This window comes from Massilia sp. 01N417, assembly GCF_056399645.1.
Genome location: NZ_JBFTRS010000003.1, coordinates 302,063 through 320,282, shown reverse-complemented (window position 1 = coordinate 320,282; position 18,220 = coordinate 302,063). Strand labels below are relative to the sequence as shown.

At 63.6% G+C, this 18,220-nt stretch carries 22 protein-coding genes; 21 read left to right on the top strand and 1 reads right to left on the bottom strand.

Translation table 11 applies throughout. From position 1 onward, the window contains the following. The 17 genes from rplE (at nt 1) to dsbD (ending at nt 10,541) form a co-directional block, all read left to right on the top strand. Complete coding sequence (gene rplE, locus AC1DOQ_RS05285; RefSeq protein ID WP_047826117.1) at nt 1-540, top strand: 50S ribosomal protein L5; 540 nt, start codon at nt 1-3, stop codon at nt 538-540. A 4-nt stretch (nt 541-544) separates the two neighbouring features. Continuing rightward, complete coding sequence (gene rpsN, locus AC1DOQ_RS05280; protein WP_036240351.1) at nt 545-850, top strand: 30S ribosomal protein S14; 306 nt, start codon at nt 545-547, stop codon at nt 848-850. A gap of 14 nt (nt 851-864) precedes the next feature. After that, complete coding sequence (gene rpsH / locus AC1DOQ_RS05275) at nt 865-1,260, top strand: 30S ribosomal protein S8 (RefSeq protein WP_230023611.1); 396 nt, start codon at nt 865-867, stop codon at nt 1,258-1,260. A 10-nt stretch (nt 1,261-1,270) separates the two neighbouring features. Then, on the top strand, nt 1,271-1,804 hold the full coding sequence (gene rplF, locus AC1DOQ_RS05270; RefSeq protein WP_477360948.1) for a 50S ribosomal protein L6: 534 nt from the start codon (nt 1,271-1,273) through the stop codon (nt 1,802-1,804). Between the two features lie 12 nt (nt 1,805-1,816). Then, on the top strand, nt 1,817-2,179 hold the full coding sequence (rplR, locus tag AC1DOQ_RS05265) for a 50S ribosomal protein L18 (protein ID WP_477360946.1): 363 nt from the start codon (nt 1,817-1,819) through the stop codon (nt 2,177-2,179). A gap of 12 nt (nt 2,180-2,191) precedes the next feature. Next, nucleotides 2,192-2,710, top strand: a complete 519-nt coding sequence (gene rpsE, locus AC1DOQ_RS05260) for a 30S ribosomal protein S5 (RefSeq protein ID WP_047826112.1) — start codon at nt 2,192-2,194, stop codon at nt 2,708-2,710. A gap of 11 nt (nt 2,711-2,721) precedes the next feature. Beyond that, nucleotides 2,722-2,901, top strand: a complete 180-nt coding sequence (gene rpmD / locus AC1DOQ_RS05255; protein ID WP_036240361.1) for a 50S ribosomal protein L30 — start codon at nt 2,722-2,724, stop codon at nt 2,899-2,901. Between the two features lie 27 nt (nt 2,902-2,928). Further along, complete coding sequence (rplO, locus tag AC1DOQ_RS05250) at nt 2,929-3,360, top strand: 50S ribosomal protein L15 (protein ID WP_296953170.1); 432 nt, start codon at nt 2,929-2,931, stop codon at nt 3,358-3,360. A 29-nt stretch (nt 3,361-3,389) separates the two neighbouring features. After that, on the top strand, nt 3,390-4,724 hold the full coding sequence (gene secY / locus AC1DOQ_RS05245) for a preprotein translocase subunit SecY (RefSeq protein ID WP_477360944.1): 1,335 nt from the start codon (nt 3,390-3,392) through the stop codon (nt 4,722-4,724). Between the two features lie 34 nt (nt 4,725-4,758). Then, nucleotides 4,759-4,977 carry a translation initiation factor IF-1 gene (infA, locus tag AC1DOQ_RS05240; protein ID WP_005663428.1) on the top strand — a complete coding sequence of 73 codons (219 nt, stop codon included), beginning with the start codon at nt 4,759-4,761 and terminating at the stop codon, nt 4,975-4,977. A 33-nt stretch (nt 4,978-5,010) separates the two neighbouring features. Further along, complete coding sequence (gene rpmJ / locus AC1DOQ_RS05235; RefSeq protein WP_005663407.1) at nt 5,011-5,124, top strand: 50S ribosomal protein L36; 114 nt, start codon at nt 5,011-5,013, stop codon at nt 5,122-5,124. Nucleotides 5,125-5,139: 15 nt separating this feature from the next. Then, on the top strand, nt 5,140-5,505 hold the full coding sequence (rpsM, locus tag AC1DOQ_RS05230) for a 30S ribosomal protein S13 (protein WP_047826109.1): 366 nt from the start codon (nt 5,140-5,142) through the stop codon (nt 5,503-5,505). A 14-nt stretch (nt 5,506-5,519) separates the two neighbouring features. Further along, on the top strand, nt 5,520-5,924 hold the full coding sequence (gene rpsK, locus AC1DOQ_RS05225; protein WP_036172227.1) for a 30S ribosomal protein S11: 405 nt from the start codon (nt 5,520-5,522) through the stop codon (nt 5,922-5,924). A 240-nt stretch (nt 5,925-6,164) separates the two neighbouring features. Continuing rightward, nucleotides 6,165-6,788, top strand: coding sequence for a 30S ribosomal protein S4 (gene rpsD / locus AC1DOQ_RS05220; RefSeq protein WP_477360942.1), 624 nt, complete (start codon nt 6,165-6,167; stop codon nt 6,786-6,788). 219 nt (nt 6,789-7,007) lie between these two features. Continuing rightward, nucleotides 7,008-7,985, top strand: a complete 978-nt coding sequence (locus AC1DOQ_RS05215) for a DNA-directed RNA polymerase subunit alpha (RefSeq protein ID WP_296953178.1) — start codon at nt 7,008-7,010, stop codon at nt 7,983-7,985. A gap of 129 nt (nt 7,986-8,114) precedes the next feature. Continuing rightward, the gene (gene rplQ, locus AC1DOQ_RS05210; protein WP_047826107.1) at nt 8,115-8,510 is read left to right on the top strand and encodes a 50S ribosomal protein L17; all 396 of its coding nucleotides are present in this window, start codon (nt 8,115-8,117) and stop codon (nt 8,508-8,510) included. 111 nt (nt 8,511-8,621) lie between these two features. Further along, the gene (dsbD, locus tag AC1DOQ_RS05205) at nt 8,622-10,541 is read left to right on the top strand and encodes a protein-disulfide reductase DsbD (protein WP_477360940.1); all 1,920 of its coding nucleotides are present in this window, start codon (nt 8,622-8,624) and stop codon (nt 10,539-10,541) included. A 46-nt stretch (nt 10,542-10,587) separates the two neighbouring features. Here the strand turns inward: dsbD and AC1DOQ_RS05200 are convergent, their stop codons facing one another. Beyond that, entirely contained in the window at nt 10,588-11,118 is a 531-nt protein-coding gene (locus tag AC1DOQ_RS05200) for a Spy/CpxP family protein refolding chaperone (RefSeq protein WP_477360939.1), read from the bottom strand. 249 nt (nt 11,119-11,367) lie between these two features. On the opposite strand from AC1DOQ_RS05200, the gene AC1DOQ_RS05195 reads away from it, so the two are divergent. The 4 genes from AC1DOQ_RS05195 (at nt 11,368) to AC1DOQ_RS05180 (ending at nt 17,929) form a co-directional block, all read left to right on the top strand. Beyond that, nucleotides 11,368-12,096: a response regulator gene (locus AC1DOQ_RS05195; protein WP_477360937.1), complete on the top strand. Its 729-nt coding sequence runs from the start codon at nt 11,368-11,370 to the stop codon at nt 12,094-12,096. Next, a complete protein-coding gene (locus AC1DOQ_RS05190) occupies nt 12,093-13,475 on the top strand; it encodes an ATP-binding protein (protein WP_477360935.1) in 1,383 nt (460 codons plus the stop codon). The genes AC1DOQ_RS05195 and AC1DOQ_RS05190 overlap by 4 nt, the downstream gene beginning before the upstream one ends. Nucleotides 13,476-13,595: 120 nt before the next feature. Further along, nucleotides 13,596-14,804 (top strand): efflux RND transporter periplasmic adaptor subunit, encoded by a 1,209-nt coding sequence (locus AC1DOQ_RS05185; protein ID WP_477360933.1) that lies wholly within the window; start codon nt 13,596-13,598, stop codon nt 14,802-14,804. After that, a complete protein-coding gene (locus AC1DOQ_RS05180; RefSeq protein WP_477360931.1) occupies nt 14,801-17,929 on the top strand; it encodes an efflux RND transporter permease subunit in 3,129 nt (1,042 codons plus the stop codon). Before AC1DOQ_RS05185 ends, AC1DOQ_RS05180 begins: the two co-directional genes overlap by 4 nt. Nucleotides 17,930-18,220 lie beyond the last annotated feature (291 nt).

The window sequence follows — 18,220 nt, the reverse complement described above, 5'->3', positions numbered from 1 at the left end:
ATGGCCCGTCTGCAACAACTGTATAAAGACAAAGTCGTCTCCGAGCTGACCGAGAAATTCGGTTACAAGTCGGTGATGGAAGTGCCGCGCCTGACCAAGATCACCCTGAACATGGGTCTGTCGGAAGCTGTCGCCGACAAGAAGATCATCGAGCACGCTACCGGCGACCTGACCAAGATCGCCGGCCAGAAGCCGGTCGTGACCAAGGCTCGCAAGGCAATCGCAGGTTTCAAGATCCGCGAAGGCTACCCGATCGGTACGATGGTGACCCTGCGCGGCGCCCGCATGTACGAATTCCTGGACCGTTTCATCACCGTGGCCCTGCCGCGCGTGCGTGACTTCCGCGGCGTGAGCGGCAAGTCCTTCGACGGTCGCGGTAACTACAACATCGGCGTCAAAGAGCAGATCATCTTCCCGGAAATCGATTACGACAAGATCGATGCGCTGCGTGGCATGAACATCTCGATCACCACGACCGCTAAGACCGACGAAGAAGCCAAAGCGCTGCTCGCCGCCTTCAAATTCCCGTTCAGGAACTAAGAGCATGGCAAAACTTGCACTGATCAACCGCGAACAGAAGCGTGCAGACCTGGTGGAGAAATTCGCCGCAAAGCGTGCCGCTCTGAAAGCAATCATCGACGACCAGTCGAAGACCGAAGAAGAGCGTTACGAAGCACGCCTGAAACTGCAGGCCCTGCCGCGTAACTCGGCCCCGACCCGCCAGCGTAACCGCTGCGCCATGACCGGCCGTCCGCGTGGCACTTTCCGTAAATTCGGTCTGGCCCGTACCAAACTCCGCGAATTCGCCATGAAAGGCGAAATCCCGGGTATGACCAAAGCTAGCTGGTAATAGGAGAATAAGCAATGAGTATGAGCGATCCTATCGCCGATATGCTGACCCGCATCCGCAACGCACAAGGCGTGCAAAAGACCAACGTGTCGATGCCGTCGTCGAAAGTGAAAGTTGCGATCGCCAACGTCCTGAAGGACGAGGGTTACATCGAAGATTTCGCCGTGTCCACCGAAGGTGGCAAGTCGGAACTGAACATCGGTTTGAAATATTACGTTGGCCGTCCGGTTATCGAGCGCATCGAGCGCGTCTCCCGTCCTGGCCTGCGCATCTACAAGGGCAAGGACGAAATCCCGCAGGTCATGAACGGCCTGGGCGTGGCAATCGTCTCGACCCCGAAGGGTGTGATGACCGACCGTAAAGCACGTGCAACCGGTGTCGGTGGCGAAGTGCTTTGCTACGTGGCTTAAGGAGTAGACGATGTCTCGAGTAGCTAAGATGCCAATCGCCGTCCCGGCCGGTACCGATGTCGCGATCAACGCGTCGTCGATCACTGTCAAGGGCCCGCTGGGCACCCTGACCCAGCCGCTGAACGGCCTGGTCAAAGTGGAAAACAACAACGGCTCGCTGTCGTTCGACGTCGTCGACGATTCCCGCGAATCGAACGCAATGTCGGGCACCCTGCGTGCTCTGGTCAACAACATGGTGACCGGCGTGACCAAGGGCTTCGAGCGCAAGCTGACCCTGGTCGGCGTGGGTTACAAGGCAGCCGTGCAGGGCAACGCCCTGAACCTGTCGCTGGGTTTCTCGCACCCGGTTCTGCACCCGATGCCGGAAGGCGTCACCGCAACCACCCCGACCCCGACCGAAATCCTGATCAAGGGTATCGATCGTCAAAAGGTCGGCCAGGTTGCCGCAGAAGTGCGCGCTTACCGCTCGCCTGAGCCTTACAAGGGCAAGGGTGTCCGCTATGCGGACGAAGTGGTGAAGCTTAAAGAAACCAAGAAGAAATAATCGGAGCTGACGATGGACAAGAAAGAATCGCGTCTGCGTCGTGGACGCCAAACCCGCATCAAGATCGCGCAGCTGGGCGTGAACCGCCTGGCGGTGCATCGCACCAACCTGCACATCTATGCGAACCTGATCAGCCCGGATGCGAAAGTCCTGGTTTCGGCTTCGACGCTGGAAGCAGAAGTGCGCGCCGAGCTGGGCGGCAAGTCGGGTGCCGGCGGCAACGCTGCTGCAGCCGCACTGGTTGGCAAGCGCGTCGCAGAGAAAGCACTGAAAGCAGGGATCACCGAAGTCGCATTCGACCGTTCGGGTTTCCGTTACCACGGCCGTGTGAAGGCGCTGGCAGAAGCCGCGCGTGAAGCCGGTCTGAAGTTCTAAGGAAGAATCGTCATGGCAAAAATGCAAGCGAAAATGGCAAGCGACAAGCCGGATGATGGCATGCGCGAGAAAATGATCGCGATCAACCGCGTGACCAAAGTGGTCAAGGGTGGTCGTATCATGGGTTTTGCAGCGCTGACCGTTGTCGGTGACGGCGATGGCCGCATCGGCATGGGTAAAGGCAAGTCGAAGGAAGTTCCGGTCGGCGTGCAGAAGGCAATGGAAGAAGCCCGCCGCAACCTGATCAAGGTGCCCCTCAAGAACGGTACCCTGCAGCACACCGTTACCGGTCGTCACGGCGCCTCGCGCGTCCTGATGGCTCCGGCCAAGCCGGGTACCGGCGTGATCGCCGGCGGCGCAATGCGCGCAATCTTCGAGGTGATGGGCGTGACCGACGTGGTCGCCAAGTCGACCGGTTCGTCGAACCCGTACAACCTGGTTCGCGCAACCCTCGACGGTCTGGCGAAGATGAGCACTCCGGCTGACATCGCTGCCAAGCGCGGCAAGTCGGTCGAAGAGATCCTGGGTTAAGGGGAATTACCATGGCAAACACCATCAAAGTCAAGCTGGTCAAAGGCCTGATCGGTACCCGTCAGGATCACCGCGCCACCGTGCGCGGTCTGGGTCTGCGTCGTGTCAACTCGGTTTCCGAGCTGCAGGACACCCCGGCGATCCGCGGCATGATCAACAAGGTCAACTACCTCGTGAAAATTGTCGACTAAGCCGCGGCTTGGTTAACGGAGAAAACAATGCAACTCAATACCATTCAACCTGCTGACGGCGCCAAGCACGCGAAGCGTCGCGTCGGTCGCGGTATCGGCTCGGGCCTGGGCAAGACTGCCGGCCGTGGTCACAAAGGTCAGAAATCGCGTTCGGGCGGCTTCCACAAAGTCGGCTTCGAAGGCGGCCAGATGCCTCTGCAGCGTCGTCTGCCGAAGCGCGGCTTCAAGTCCCTGAACGCTACGTTCAAGGCTGAAGTCCGTCTGTCGGACCTGAACAACCTGGCCGTCGGCGATGTCGACATCCTGGTGCTGAAGCAAGCCGGTGTGCTGCCGGTCGTCGCTCGCGATGTGCGCGTGATCCTGTCGGGTGAAATCACCAAAGCGGTGAACCTGAAAGGCATCAAAGCCACCGCTGGCGCGAAGGCAGCGATCGAAGCAGCTGGCGGTTCGGTCGCCTAAACGCGGCCGCTGCCTGATCGGAGCAAAAATTGGCGACTAATTCACAACTTGGTAAAAGTGCCGCATCCGGTTTCCCCTGGGGCCGGTTGTGGTTCCTGCTTGGGGCATTGGTCGTGTACCGTATCGGCGCTCACATCCCGGTCCCCGGGATTGATCCCGCCGCTATGGCCAACCTGTTCAAGCAGAACGAGCGCGGCATCCTGGGCATGTTCAACATGTTCTCGGGCGGCGCGCTGTCCCGCTTTGCCGTGTTCGCTCTCGGTATCACGCCTTACATTTCGGCTTCGATCATCATGCAGCTGGCATCGATCGTCTCGCCGCAGTTGGAGGCGCTGAAGAAGGAGGGCGAAGCCGGCCGCCGCAAGATCACCCAGTACACCCGTTACTTCACGGTTGGGCTGGCGTTGTTCCAGGCGTTCGGCATCGCGGTCTGGCTGGAGTCCCAGCAAGGCCTCGTGCTCGATCCGGGTATGGGCTTCCGCTTCGTGACCGTCGTGACCCTGCTGACCGGCACCATGTTCCTCATGTGGCTGGGTGAGCAGATCACGGAACGTGGTCTTGGCAACGGTATCTCGATCATCATTTTTGCCGGTATCGCAGCCGGTCTGCCGAGCGCACTAGGTAACCTGTTCACCCTGGTGTCGCAAGGTTCGATCAGCAGCATTTCCGCAATCTTCATCGTGATCCTGGTAGCCCTGGTGACCTACGCAGTCGTGTTCGTGGAACGCGGCCAGCGCAAGATCCTGGTGAATTACGCGAAACGCCAGGTCGGTAACAAGATCTACGGTGGCCAAACCAGCCACCTGCCGCTGAAGCTGAACATGGCCGGTGTGATTCCGCCGATCTTCGCTTCGTCGATCATCCTGTTCCCGGCCACGATCGTCGACTGGCTCACGCGTGGCAAGGACTCCTCGAGCCCGTTCGTCGGGTTCCTGAAGGACCTGGCTGCCTCGCTGAGCCCGGGCGAACCGATCCATGCGTTGCTGTATGCGGTGGCGATCGTGTTCTTCTGCTTCTTCTATACGGCGCTGGTATTCAACAGCAAGGAAACGGCGGACAACTTGAAGAAGAGCGGTGCATTCGTTCCGGGCATCCGTCCGGGCGAGCAAACTGCGCGCTACATCGACAAGATCCTGATGCGCCTGACCCTCGCCGGTGCGGTCTACATCACCCTGGTGTGCCTGCTGCCGGAGTTCATGACGTCGTACTGGAAAGTTCCAGTGTATTTCGGCGGCACCTCACTGCTGATCGTAGTGGTGGTGACCATGGACTTCATGGCACAAGTGCAGAACTACGTCATGTCGCAGCAATACGAATCGCTGCTGCGCAAGGCGAATTTCAAGGGCGGGATCCCGTCGCGTTAAGCGGCGTGTGATACCCAGAAGTGGAATAGACCGAATGGCAAAAGACGACGTCATCCAAATGCAAGGGGAGATTCTCGAGAATCTCCCGAACGCGACCTTTCGCGTAAAGCTGGAAAACGGGCACGTGGTGTTAGGACATATCTCGGGCAAGATGCGGATGAACTACATTCGCATTTTACCTGGCGACAAGGTAACGGTAGAATTGACCCCTTACGACTTGTCCCGGGCCCGCATCGTGTTCCGCACCAAGTAAAAACTGATTTCGAATTGATAAGAGAGTGCAAAAATGAAAGTTAACGCTTCAGTCAAGCGGATCTGCCGCAACTGCAAGATCATCAAGCGTAAAGGCGTGGTCCGTGTGATCTGCGTCGAGCCGCGTCACAAGCAGCGTCAAGGTTAATACGAGGAATAACGAATGGCACGTATTGCAGGGGTCAACGTCCCCAATCATCAGCACACCGTCATCGGCCTGACGGCGATCTACGGCATCGGCCGTACCCGTTCGCAGCAGATCTGCGCAGCGACTGGCGTTGCTACCAACAAGAAGGTCAAGGACCTGGACGACAACGAACTGGAAAAGCTGCGTGAGCAGGTTGGCAAGTTCGTGGTCGAAGGCGATCTGCGTCGCGAACTGTCCATGAACATCAAGCGTCTGATGGACCTGGGCTGCTACCGCGGCATGCGTCACCGTAAGGGCCTGCCGGTCCGCGGTCAGCGCACCCGTACCAATGCTCGTACCCGCAAGGGCCCGCGCAAGGCCGCTCAATCGCTGAAGAAATAATCTAGGAACCGACAATGGCTAAGCAACAAAGCAGCGCGGCAGCAGCACGCATCCGCAAGAAGGTCAAGAAGAACGTCGCCGAAGGCATCGCACACGTCCACGCGTCGTTCAACAACACCATCATCACGATCACCGATCGTCAGGGTAACGCTCTGTCGTGGGCAACTTCCGGCGGTGCTGGCTTCAAGGGTTCGCGTAAATCGACCCCGTTCGCGGCTCAGGTCGCAGCCGAAGCAGCCGGCAAGGTCGCTCAGGAATACGGCGTGAAGAACCTGGAAGTGCGCATCAAGGGCCCGGGCCCGGGCCGTGAATCGGCTGTGCGCGCGCTGAACAACCTGGGTATCAAGATCACCGAGATCCAGGACGTGACGCCGGTGCCGCACAACGGCTGCCGTCCGCCGAAGCGCCGTCGTATCTAATTCGACTGGCGGGTTCGCCCGCCTGTTGTTGATACGCGACGAGATCGTCGTCAAAGAATCGCCGGAGCAGTGAATCCAGAAATGGGTTATACTGCCCGGCTATTGTCGCCTTGCGTCGTCTCGATGCAGGGTTTTTGTAAGCCACGTCCGGTCTCATGCAGAACTGGACTAGCGCCTGTTGCGGCCGCATTCATTCGTACCGCATCCGGGGCGTGATCATTCAAATAAAGGAAGTTTAACGTGGCACGTTATATCGGACCAAAAGCAAAACTGTCGCGCCGTGAAGGCACCGACCTGTTCCTGAAGAGCGCACGCCGCTCGCTCGACTCCAAGTGCAAACTGGACGTCAAGCCGGGCCAGCACGGCGTCAAGTCGGGCGCCCGTACCTCGGACTACGGCAACCAGCTGCGTGAAAAGCAGAAGGTCAAGCGCATGTACGGCATCCTGGAGCGCCAGTTCCGCCGCTACTTCGCCGAAGCGTCGCGCCGCAAGGGCAACACCGGCGAAACCCTGCTGAAGCTGCTGGAAGCCCGTCTCGACAACGTCGCTTACCGCATGGGCTTCGGCTCGACCCGCGCCGAAGCGCGCCAGCTGGTCAGCCACAAAGCCTTCACCGTCAACGGCCAGGTCGTGAACATCGCTTCCTACCAGGTCAAGACCGGCGACGTCGTCGCTGTCCGCGAAAAGGCCAAGAAGCAGACCCGTATCGTCGAAGCGCTGTCGCTGGCTGAACAAGTCGGCATGCCGAGCTGGGTCTCGGTCGACGCCAAGAAGATGGAAGGCACCTTCCGCGCCTTCCCGGAGCGTAACGAGATCGCTGCCGACGTCAACGAAGCACTGATCGTCGAACTGTACTCGCGTTAATTGACAAATCGGGCGGCACGCCGCCCGATTTGTCATCCCCGCGAAGGCGGGGATCCAAGTTTGGCCGCGTCGTGTCAGCAACGAACTTGGGTCCCCGCCTCCGCGGGGACGACGTGGATAAGAATTCGTTGTACCCGCCCGCCATCGCAGCGGGCGTTTCTACTGATGCCATCAGCCTTATCGGTGTAACGAGCCGAGGGTATTGATAAAGGACCTTTCATGCAAAATAGTCTGTTGAAGCCACGTATCATCGATGTCGAAGCGCTCGGCGCCGGTCACGCCAAAGTCGTGATGGAGCCGTTCGAACGTGGTTATGGCCATACGCTCGGCAACGCGCTGCGCCGCGTGCTGCTGTCGTCGATGATCGGCTACGCGCCGACCGAAGTGACGATCGCCGGCGTCGTGCACGAGTACTCGTCGCTGGACGGCGTGCAGGAAGACGTGGTCGACCTGCTGCTGAACCTGAAGGGTGTCGTGTTCAAGGTCCACAACCGCGACTCCGTGACGCTGACCCTGAAGAAGGAAGGCGAAGGCCCCGTCCTGGCATCGGACATCGACCTGCCGCACGACGTCGAACTGATCAACCCGGAACACGTGATCGCTCACCTGACCGCCGGCGGCAAGCTGGACATGCAGATCAAGGTCGAGAAAGGCCGCGGCTATGTGCCGGGTAACGTGCGCCGCCTGTCGGAAGACACCAACAAGACCATCGGCCGCATCATCCTGGACGCGTCGTTCTCGCCGGTCCGTCGCGTGTCCTACGCCGTGGAATCCGCTCGCGTCGAACAGCGTACCGACCTGGACAAGCTGATCATCAACATCGAGACCAACGGCGTGATCACCCCGGAAGAAGCGATCCGCCAGTCGGCACGCGTGCTGGTCGACCAGCTGAACGTGTTCGCCGCCCTGGAAGGCACCGAAGCCGCTGCGGAAGCCCCGTCGCGCGCTCCGCTGGTCGATCCGATCCTGCTGCGTCCGGTGGACGACCTGGAACTGACCGTCCGTTCGGCAAACTGCCTGAAGGCCGAGAACATCTACTACATCGGCGACCTGATCCAGCGTTCGGAAAACGAACTGCTGAAGACCCCGAACCTGGGCCGCAAGTCGCTGAACGAGATCAAGGAAGTCCTGGCTTCCCGCGGTCTGACCCTCGGCATGAAACTCGAGAACTGGCCGCCGGCTGGCCTCGAGAAATAAGAAGTAATTTGCGGTACCCGCCCGCGCAATTCGGCGCGGGCGTTTTATTCAAACTTTGAACCGGTCCGCGTTCCTGCAATCTGCCTGAACGATCGAAGAACTGGAATATAAAACTCGAAAGGATTTACCATGCGTCACCGTCACGGCCTCCGTAAGCTGAACCGTACTTCGTCCCACCGCCTGGCCATGCTGCGCAACATGACCGTTTCGCTGCTGCGTCACGAAGCGATCAAGACCACCGTTCCGAAAGCCAAGGAACTGCGCAAAGTCGTCGAGCCGATCATCACCCTGGGCAAGAAAGACACCCTGGCAAACAAGCGTCTGGCATTCGCCCGCCTGCGCGACCGTGAAATCGTTCAGAAGCTGTTCGCCGACATCGGCCCGCGCTTCGCGAACCGCAACGGCGGCTACACCCGTATCCTGAAGATGGGCTTCCGCGTTGGCGACAATGCACCGATGGCCTACGTCGAGCTGACCGACCGTCCGGAAGTCGGCGTCGACGAAAACGCACCGACCGCCGAGTAATCGGTAAGTCAGTATGAAAAAGAACCAGGCTTCGTGCCTGGTTTTTTTTCGCCCGTGCATCGCCGGCACACCCGGTGTACCATGCTGCTGGCTAAACCAACCCCTGTGCCCATGCTCCGATTCCTGCTTTCCCTGATCGCCTGCAGCTTCCTGCTCGCGCCCGCGCACGCCGACGACGACTTCCTGCCGCCCGAACAAGCCTTCAAGTTCTCGGCCCGCATGGTCGATCCGCACACGGCCGAGGTCAGCTATGCGATCGCCGACGGCTACTACATGTACCGCGAGCGCTTCAAGTTCACGGCCAGCGGCGCCAGGCTGGGCGAGGCGCAGATCCCGCCGGGCAAGGTCAAGTTCGACGAAACCTTCAACAAGGACGTCGAGACCTACCATCACAGCGTGGCGATCCGCATTCCGGTGCAGGGGGACGGCCCCTTCACCCTGACCGCCACCGGCCAGGGCTGCGCCGACAAGGGCCTGTGCTATCCGCCGCAGGACGCCAGCATCCGCCTGGTGGCCGCCGGCGGCGGGGCAGGGCAGGCCCAACCGCAGATGAGCCTGCCTGCCGGCCGGCAAGCTGCCGGTCCGCTCGGTTCGGCGCCCGCCGCCGAGGGCGCAAACGGCTTCGCGCTGCCGGGCCAGTCCGCGCCGCCGGCGGCATCCCAGCCGCCTGCCGCCCAGGCAGGCGCCACCGAAACGGCGCCGGCCAGCACGGCCGCGCCCGCAGTCGCGGCGCCGGCCGCGCCGGCCGCCAGCACCGCCCCGTCCGAACTCTCCGGCATCGCCGCCCTGCTGCAGGGCGGCCGCCTGCTCGCCATCATCCCCGCCTTCATCCTGCTCGGCCTCGGCCTGGCGTTCACGCCCTGCGTACTGCCGATGGTGCCGATCCTGTCCTCGATCATCGTCGGCGAAGGCCGGCACACCGGGCGCGGGCGCGGCTTCGTGCTGTCGCTCTCGTATTCGCTGGGGATGGCGATCGTCTACACCCTGCTGGGCGTGGCTGCCGGCCTGCTCGGCGAAGGTCTTGCCGCGGCTTTGCAGAATCCCTGGGTGCTGGGGGCCTTCGCCCTCCTGATCGCGGCGATGTCGCTGTCGATGTTCGGCATGTTCCAGCTGCAGGTGCCGGCCGCGCTGCAGACCCGCCTCGCCGACGCCTCCGGGCGCCAGGCCTCCGGCAAGCTGGCCGGGGTGTTCGTGATGGGCGCGATCTCGGCCCTGATCGTCGGTCCCTGCGTGGCGGCGCCGCTGGCCGGCGCCCTGGTCTACATCAGCCAGACCCGCGACGTGCTGATCGGCGGCGCCGCGCTGTTCGCGATGGCCATCGGCATGAGCGTCCCGCTGTTGCTGGTCGGCGTCTCGGCCGGCTCGCTGCTGCCGCGTGCCGGTTTGTGGATGGAGTCGGTCAAGCGCTTCTTCGGCGTGCTGATGCTGGCGATGGCCCTGTGGATGGTGGCGCCGGTGCTGCCTGGCCTGGCGCAGATGCTGCTGTGGGCCGCGCTGCTGCTGGGCTACGGCTTCTACCTGCTGCGCGGCACCGGCAAGCCGCGCCACTGGGCCGGGATGGCCTTCGGCGCGGCGTTGGCCGTGCTCGGCGCGACCCAGCTGGTGGGCCTGGCCAGCGGGGCGCGCGATCCGCTCGCGCCGCTGTCGCGCTTCACCGGCGGCGCCGCGGCCGAGGGCCTGGCCTTCACCCGCATCAAGACCGTCGAGCAGCTCGACGCCGCGCTGGCCGCCACCAACGGCAAGACCGCCATGCTCGATTTCTATGCCGACTGGTGCGTGTCCTGCAAGGAGATGGAAAAGCTGACCTTCATCGACCCCAAGGTCAAGTCGCGCCTGGCGAACACCGTGCTGCTGCAGGTGGACGTGACCGCCAACGATGCCGCCGACCGCGCGATGCTGAAGCGTTTCGGCCTGTTCGGGCCGCCGGGCATCATCCTGTTCGACCCGGCGGGGAAGGAGATTCCCGACGGACGGGTGATCGGCTACCAGGACAGCGCCAAATTCCTGGCCTCGCTGGACCGGCTGCAGTAACAAAAAAAGGAGCGCCGCGGCGCTCCTTGTTCATGGTGCGGACCGGTCAGCCGCGCGCGGTCTCTCCGCCACGGTGCTGCCAGCCGCCGTGACCGCCATGGCGGCCGAAGCGCGACTGCATCTGCGCCGCTTTCTCGTCGAAGACCTTCTTCTGGTCCGGCGACAGCACCGAATAGAAGCTGTTCAGGGCACCCAGGCGCTGCTCCATGAAGGCGGTGCGCTGCTTCTGCAGTTCGATCATCTTCTGGGCGCGCTGCGGCGCCGTCAGGCCGGCCCAGGCGGCGCGGTCATGCTGGCCGGGGCGCTGCGCCGGTTTCATCGAGGCGACGAAGCTGTTCCAGGCGCTTTCCTGGGCCGGCGTGATCTTGAGCTCGTCGTGCAGCCTGGCGATGCGCTCGGCGCGCATTTGTTCATGCTTGGCGGCGAACTCGGCGCGTTTGGCCTGGCGCGCTTCCTTGCTCAGCTGCGCTTTCGGGTGCGCGTCGGGCGCCTGGGTTTGCGCCTGGGCGCCGATCATTGCGCCGCCCAGCGACAGGGCGGCCAGTCCGGTGAGGAGGATTTTGCGTAAGGTGTTCATCTCTTTTTTTCCTTATCCACTAGTAGCGTTGAATGTGGCGGCTGCCACGGCGGCGTGCTTCCGACTTCGGTTAACTTCCGGGAACTTCGGAGAACATCTCTTGCACGGTGAGTCCATCATCGGTGAAAGATGTAAGCGCAGCGTGTCCGCTGTCTCGCCCTTTGTATCAATTTGTTTCCCTATGCCATCCATATACATGCCGATACAAAGTCGCTGTTCAGGGGTACGCTAAGTCGCGATAATGGTGACATGGATACACCATCTACCATTCTGATCGTCGACGACGACCGTGACATCCGCTCGCTGCTGGCCGATTACCTGGAAGCGAACGGCTACCGCGCGCTGGCTGCCGCCGACGGCACGGCGATGTGGAAGACGCTGGATGAGTCGCGTCCCGACCTGATCGTGCTCGACCTGAACCTGCCGGGCGACGACGGCCTGACCCTGTGCCGCAAGCTGCGCGCCACCTCGACCCTGCCGGTCATCATGCTCACCGCCCGCAACGAGCCGCTGGACCGCATCCTCGGCCTCGAGATGGGCGCCGACGACTACCTGCCGAAGCCCTTCGAGCCGCGCGAACTGCTGGCCCGTATCCGCAGCGTGCTGCGCCGCAGCCACGCGATGCCGCCCAATTCCCAGACCGAGAACGTGCAGCAGATGAAGTTCTCGGGCTGGACCCTGGACCTGACCGCGCGCCACCTGGTCAACCCGCAGGGCGTGGTCATCATGCTGTCGGGCGCGGAGTTCCGCCTGCTGCGCGTGTTCCTGGAGCATCCGAACCGCGTCCTGAACCGCGACCAGCTGCTGAACCTGACCCAGGGCCGCGATGCCGATCCCTTCGACCGTTCGATCGACATCCAGATCAGCCGCCTGCGCCAGAAGCTGGGCGAGGACGCGCGCATGCCCCAGATTATCAAGACGGTCCGTAACGGCGGCTACGTGCTGGCCGGCCAGGTGAGCGTGGAGCCCGGCGCGTGAAGGCATTCTTCGGCTCGATGACGGGCCGTGTGTTCATCACCCTGCTGCTGGGGATCCTGCTGACCGCCGCGCTGACCCAGTTGCTGGCCGATGCGGAGCGCCAGCGCGTGCTCGACGAGTTCCGCGACCTGCATTCGCTCGACCGCGCCGAACAGCTGATCGTCGCCACCGAGACCGTCCCCGAGTCCGCGCGCAGCGCCTACCTGCAGGTGGCGAACCGCCCCGGCATGCGCCTGGAGGCAGTGGGCTTGACCCCGCCGGCGCTGTCGCCGACGCCGAGCGAGTTCGTCGCAGACCTCTCCACGCGCATGAACAAATCCCACGACAACAAGCCCTATCGCCTGCAGTCGCTGGCGGTGCGGCCGGCGTCCTGCGAGCTGGCGCGCGAGCAGCCGGTGGTGTTCGGCCTGCTGCGCATGAAGTGGCGCGGCACCTGCGAGAGCATCATGGTCCACCTGCGCGACGGTACCCCGCTGATCCTGTCGGTGCTGCCGCCGCGCTCGGCCACCTCGCCGGAGCGTACCGACTACCGCGGCACGATTTCGCTGTTCCTGGTCAGCATCGCCTTCCTGGCCTACCTGGTGGCGCGCATGACCACCCGTCCGCTCAAGCAGCTGGCCCAGGCGGCGAAAGACCTCGGCAACGACATCAACCACCCACCGCTGGACCTGACCGGCGCCGACGAGATCCGCCAGGCCAGCGCCGCCTTCAACGCGATGCAGGCGCGGATCCGCCAGTACATCTTCCAGCGCACCCAGATGCTGGCCGCGATCACCCATGACCTGCAGACCCCGCTCACGCGCATGCGCCTGCGGCTGGAGAAGGTCAGCGAGGAAGAACTGCAGCAGCGCCTGATCGGCGACCTGTCGGCGATGCAGGCGATGGTGAAGGAAGGCCTGGACCTGGCGCGCAGCATGGACACCACCGAGACCATGCAGATGATGGACCTCGATTCGCTGCTCGATTCGGTGTGCGCCGACGCCGCCGACGCCAGGCAGCGCGTGACCCTGAGCGGCACCGCCAACATGGCGCTGCTGGGCCGTCCGATGGACCTGCGCCGCTGCCTGGTCAACCTGATCGACAACGCGGTCAAGTACGGCCACTCGGCCAAGGTGTCGGTGGACCGCATCAACGGCGCGGCGCGGATCCGCATCCGCGACGGCGGTCCCGGCATCCCGGGCGCCGAGCTGGCGCGCGTGTTCGATCCCTTCTACCGGGTCGAAGGTTCGCGCTCGCGCGAGTCGGGCGGCACCGGCCTGGGCCTGACGATCGCGCGCAACATCGCCGAACAGCATGGCGGCAGCATCGTGCTGGCCAACCACTCGGAAGGCGGGCTCGAAGTGACGCTCATGCTGCCGGAGTATTACCCAGGGAAGTAACGACGCGGTCATCCCGATGTGCGAAAATCGCCGCGGGGACCACGTGTTGTTTGCGTGTATCTCATCCTCATCGATAATCATAAAAATGAAGCCGCCGGCACTGGCGGCATAGGGAGTGGAATGAAAAGGAATCACCTCGGACTCATCGCCGCCGCCGTCATCATCGCCGGCGCCGGCGTCGGTGGCTGCAGCCAGGAGAAGGAAGGCGCCAATGCCGGCGCCGGCGGCGCCAAAGGGAAGGGCGGCCAGCCGCCCGCGGTCGTCAACGTGGTGGCGCCGCAGCGCCGCGACGTGCCGGTGGTCCAGCAGGCCAGCGGCACGGTCACCCCGATCCGCACCGTCGACCTGCATCCGCAGACCACCGCGACCATCCGCCAGGTCCACATCAAGGAAGGCCAGTTCGTGAAGGCCGGCGAGCTGCTGTTCTCGCTCGACGACCGCGCCGACCGCGCCAACCAGGACAAGGCCCAGGCCCAGGTCGAACGCGACCGCGCCCAGCTGGCCGATCTCGAGCGCCAGTACAAGCGCAGCCAGGACCTGTTCGCCCAGAAATTCATCGCCCAGAGCGCGGTCGACACCCTGAAGGCCCAGGTCGACCAGGCGCGCGCGACCCTGCAATCGGACATCGCGGCCGCGCGCGCGGCCGGCGTCTCCACCAGCTACACCGCGATCCGCGCGCCGATGTCCGGCCGCGTCGGCGGCATCGGCGTCTATCCGGGCAGCCTGGTGCAGCCGTCCACCTCGCTCACCACCATCACCCAGCTCGATCCGATCACGATCGCCTTCACGCTGCCGGAATCGAGCCTGCCGTCCCTGCTGGCGGCGCAGAAGCGCGGCAAGATCGAGGTGCAGGCCATCCCCGGCGCCGGCCTGGAGCCGGTCACCGGCACCCTGAGCTTCATCGACAACACCGTCGACCCGGCCGCCGGCACCATCAAGGTGAAGGCCGAATTCGCGAACCGCGACACCACCCTGTGGCCGGGCCAGTACGTGAACACCAAGGTGACGGTGCAGACCATCAAGGATGCCGTGGTGGTGCCGCAGAACGCCATCATCACCAACGCCCAGGGCACCTTCGTGTACGTGCTCGAGAAGGATCACTCGGCGCGCCAGGTGGCGGTGCAGCGCCTGTACGGCGCCGGCGTCGATGCCGCCGTCAGCGGCTTGAGCGGCAACGAGCAGATCATTACCGAGGGCAAGCAGAACGTGCGCCCGGGCGGCAAGGTGCGCCTGGCTTCCGAAATGGGCAAGGGCGAAGGCAAGGGCAGCGGCGCGGGCGAAGGCAAGGGCGCCGGCGCCGGCGCAGGCAGCAAGGGCGGGGCCGCATGAACCTCTCCGAACTATGTATCCGCCGGCCGGTCATGGTCGTGCTGCTGTCGATCAGCCTGATCCTGGTCGGCGTGCTGGCCTACATGCACATCCCGGTCGCGGCGCTGCCCAGCTATAACACCCCGGTCATCAACGTCAACGCCAACCTGTCGGGCGCCAGCCCGGAGATCATGGCGTCGTCGGTCGCGCTGCCGCTCGAGAAGCAGTTCTCGACCATCGCCGGCATCAACCTGATCACCTCGACCAGCACCCAGGGCAATACCTCGCTGACGCTGGAATTCGACTCCTCGATCGACGTCAACAAGGCGGCCGTCGACGTCCAGGCCGCGCTGCTGGGCGCCCAGCGCCAGCTGCCGCAGGAGATGACGGACCTGCCGTCCTACCGCAAGGTCAATCCGGCCGACGCGCCGGTGCTGTTCATGACCATGACCTCGCCGTCGATGAACCTGTCGGAGCTGAACGACTACGCCGAGAACCTGGTGTCGCCGGCGATCTCGACCCTGCCGGGCGTGGCCCAGGTGCAGGTCAACGGCGGCAAGAAGTTCGCCGTGCGCGTGCGCGCCAAGACCGACCTGATGAACGCGCGTAACCTGACGATGGACGAGCTGGCGGCGTCGCTGCGCACGGCCAACTCGAACGCGGCCCTCGGTATCCTGGACGGTCCGCAGCAGACCCTGACCATCCAGGGCCCGCCGCAGATGATGAAGGCGGCCGACTTCGCCGAGCTGATCGTCGCCACCCGCGACGGCCAGCCGGTGCGCCTGAAGGACGTTGCCACCGTCGAGGACAGCTACCAGTCGACCAAGGCCTACGGCGCCTACAACGGCGAGCGCGCGATCGTGCTGCTGGTGCAGCGCCAGCCGGACGCCAACACCGTCGCCGTGGTCGACCACGTGCGTAAACTCCTGCCGCGCTTCCAGTCGCAGCTGCCGGCCTCGATCAAGATCAACCTGGTCAACGACCGCTCGGTCTCGATCCGCGAGGCGATCCACGACGTCAACTTCACGCTGGCGCTGACGGTCGGCCTGGTGGTGCTGGTGATCTTCCTGTTCCTGCACCGTCTGTCGGCGACCTTCATCCCGGCGATCACGATGCCGATCTCGCTGCTGGGCGCCCTGAGCCTGCTGTATGCGCTCGGCTACAGTCTCGACAACATCTCGCTGCTCGGCATCACGCTGGCGGTGGGCCTGGTGGTCGACGACGCCATCGTGGTGCTGGAGAACATCGTGCGCCACATCGAGATGGGCAAGAAGCCGCTCTCCGCGGCGCTCGAAGGCTCGCGCGAGATGGGCTTCACCATCATCTCGATCTCGGTGTCGCTGGTGGCGGTGTTCATCCCGATCTTCTTCATGCCGGGCGTGATCGGCTTGCTGTTCCACGAATTCGCGGTGATCGTCGGCCTGTCGATCCTGGTGTCGGCGATCGTCTCGCTGACCCTGGTGCCGATGCTGTCCTCGCGCTTGCTGCCGGCGCATGGCCACGACCACGGCGAAGAGAAGAGCTTCATCGGCCGCCATTTCGAGCGCGCCTTCACCAAGGTCCGCAACGGCTACGAGAAGACCCTCGACCTGGCGCTGCGCTTCCGCTTCGTGGTGCTGCTGATCGCCTTCGGCACCTTCGCCCTGACTGTGGTGCTGTACACGACCATCCCGAAAGGCTTCTTCCCCGAAGAAGACATCGGCCAGCTGCGCGTGTCCACCGAAGCCTCCGAAGACATCTCGTCGGCCGCCATGGTGGCGCTGCAGACCCAGATCGCGGCCATCATCCAGGCCGATCCGGCGGTGCAGGACACGACCTCGTTCTCGGGCGGCGGCAACAACGGCCGCATGTTCGTGGTGCTCAAGCCGCGCGACCAGCGCGACAAGATGCCGCAGATTATGGAGCGCCTGCGCAAGGCGACCCGCAAGGTCGCCGGCATCAACGTCTACATGTCGCCGGTGCAGAACCTGCAGCTGGGCGGCCGCCAGAGCAAGAGCCGCTACCAGTACACCCTGCAGAGCGTATCGGGCGGCGACATCGGCCACTGGGCCAACGAGTTCCAGGAACGCATGCGCAACAACCCGCTGTTCCGCGACGTCACCAGCGACACCCAGGAAAAGGGCCTGCAGGCGACCCTCGACATCGACCGCGACAAGGCCAACCTGCTGGGCGTGCAGCTGGGCGACGTGCGCACCGCGCTGTATGCCGCCTTCGGTGAACGCCAGGTGTCGACCATCTACTCGACCGCGGCCAGCTACTACGTGATCCTGGAAACGGCCAACGAAGACCGCCAGTTCGAAGACGCGCTGTCGCGCCTGTCGGTGCGCAGCAAGAACGGCCAGCTGGTGCAGCTGTCCAGCCTGGCCACCGTCAAGCGCACGGTCGGCCCGATCGCCGTCAACCACCAGGGCCAGCTGCAGGCGATCACGCTGTCCTTCAACCTGGCGCCGGACGCCCCGCTGGGCGACGCCACCGCGGCGATCGACCAGATGGGCCGCGAGATGAAGATGCCGGCCTCGGTCATCACGAAATACGGCGGCGATGCGGCGGTCTTCCAGGATTCGCAGTCGAGCCAGCTGATCCTGATCATCGCGGCGGTGGGCGTGATCTACGTGCTGCTGGGCGTGCTGTACGAGAGCTTCATCCACCCGATCACGATCCTGGCCGGCCTGCCGTCGGCGGCCGTCGGTGCGCTGATCACCTTGCGCCTGTTTAACCTGGACCTGACGATGATCGCCATGATCGGCATCCTGATGCTGATCGGTATCGTGAAGAAGAACGCGATCATGATGATCGACTTCGCCCTGGACGCCCAGCGCAACCAGGGATTGAGCCCGCAGCAGGCGATCCGCGAGGCCTGCATCCTGCGCTTCCGTCCGATCATGATGACGACCCTGGCCGCGCTGATGGGCGCGCTGCCGATCGCCCTCGGCCTGGGCGCCGGCGCCGAGCTGCGCCAGCCGCTGGGCCTGGTGGTGTGCGGCGGCCTGATCTTCTCGCAGGTGATCACGCTCTACATCACCCCGGTGATCTATCTCTATCTCGACAAGTACAGCGGCAAGGGTCCGATGACCGACGACCACCTGGCCGAGCTGGAGTCGCCTCACCATGAGGCGCCGAAGGTCGTCCTGACCAAGGCTGYCTGATCCCGAACGTGGGCTCGGTGAGCCCACCCTACCGTCACCGTAGGGTGGGCACACCGTGCCCACGACCGGGCAACCGTCTGTCGCGCCGCTGATACACTCTGTAACATCCATTAATCCGACCAGCTTGTAAGCTGTTAGCGAAGGTCCAACAAACGTGGGCGGGCCGCCCGAAACAGGGTAGACTGCGGCCCTCGGATCATTCTTTGCTACTTCCCGGAAAGTTGTACAGCTATCTTGCGTGACCATTCCCATACTCCATCGGAAGAGAGCGATGTGTGCGCACATTGCGGC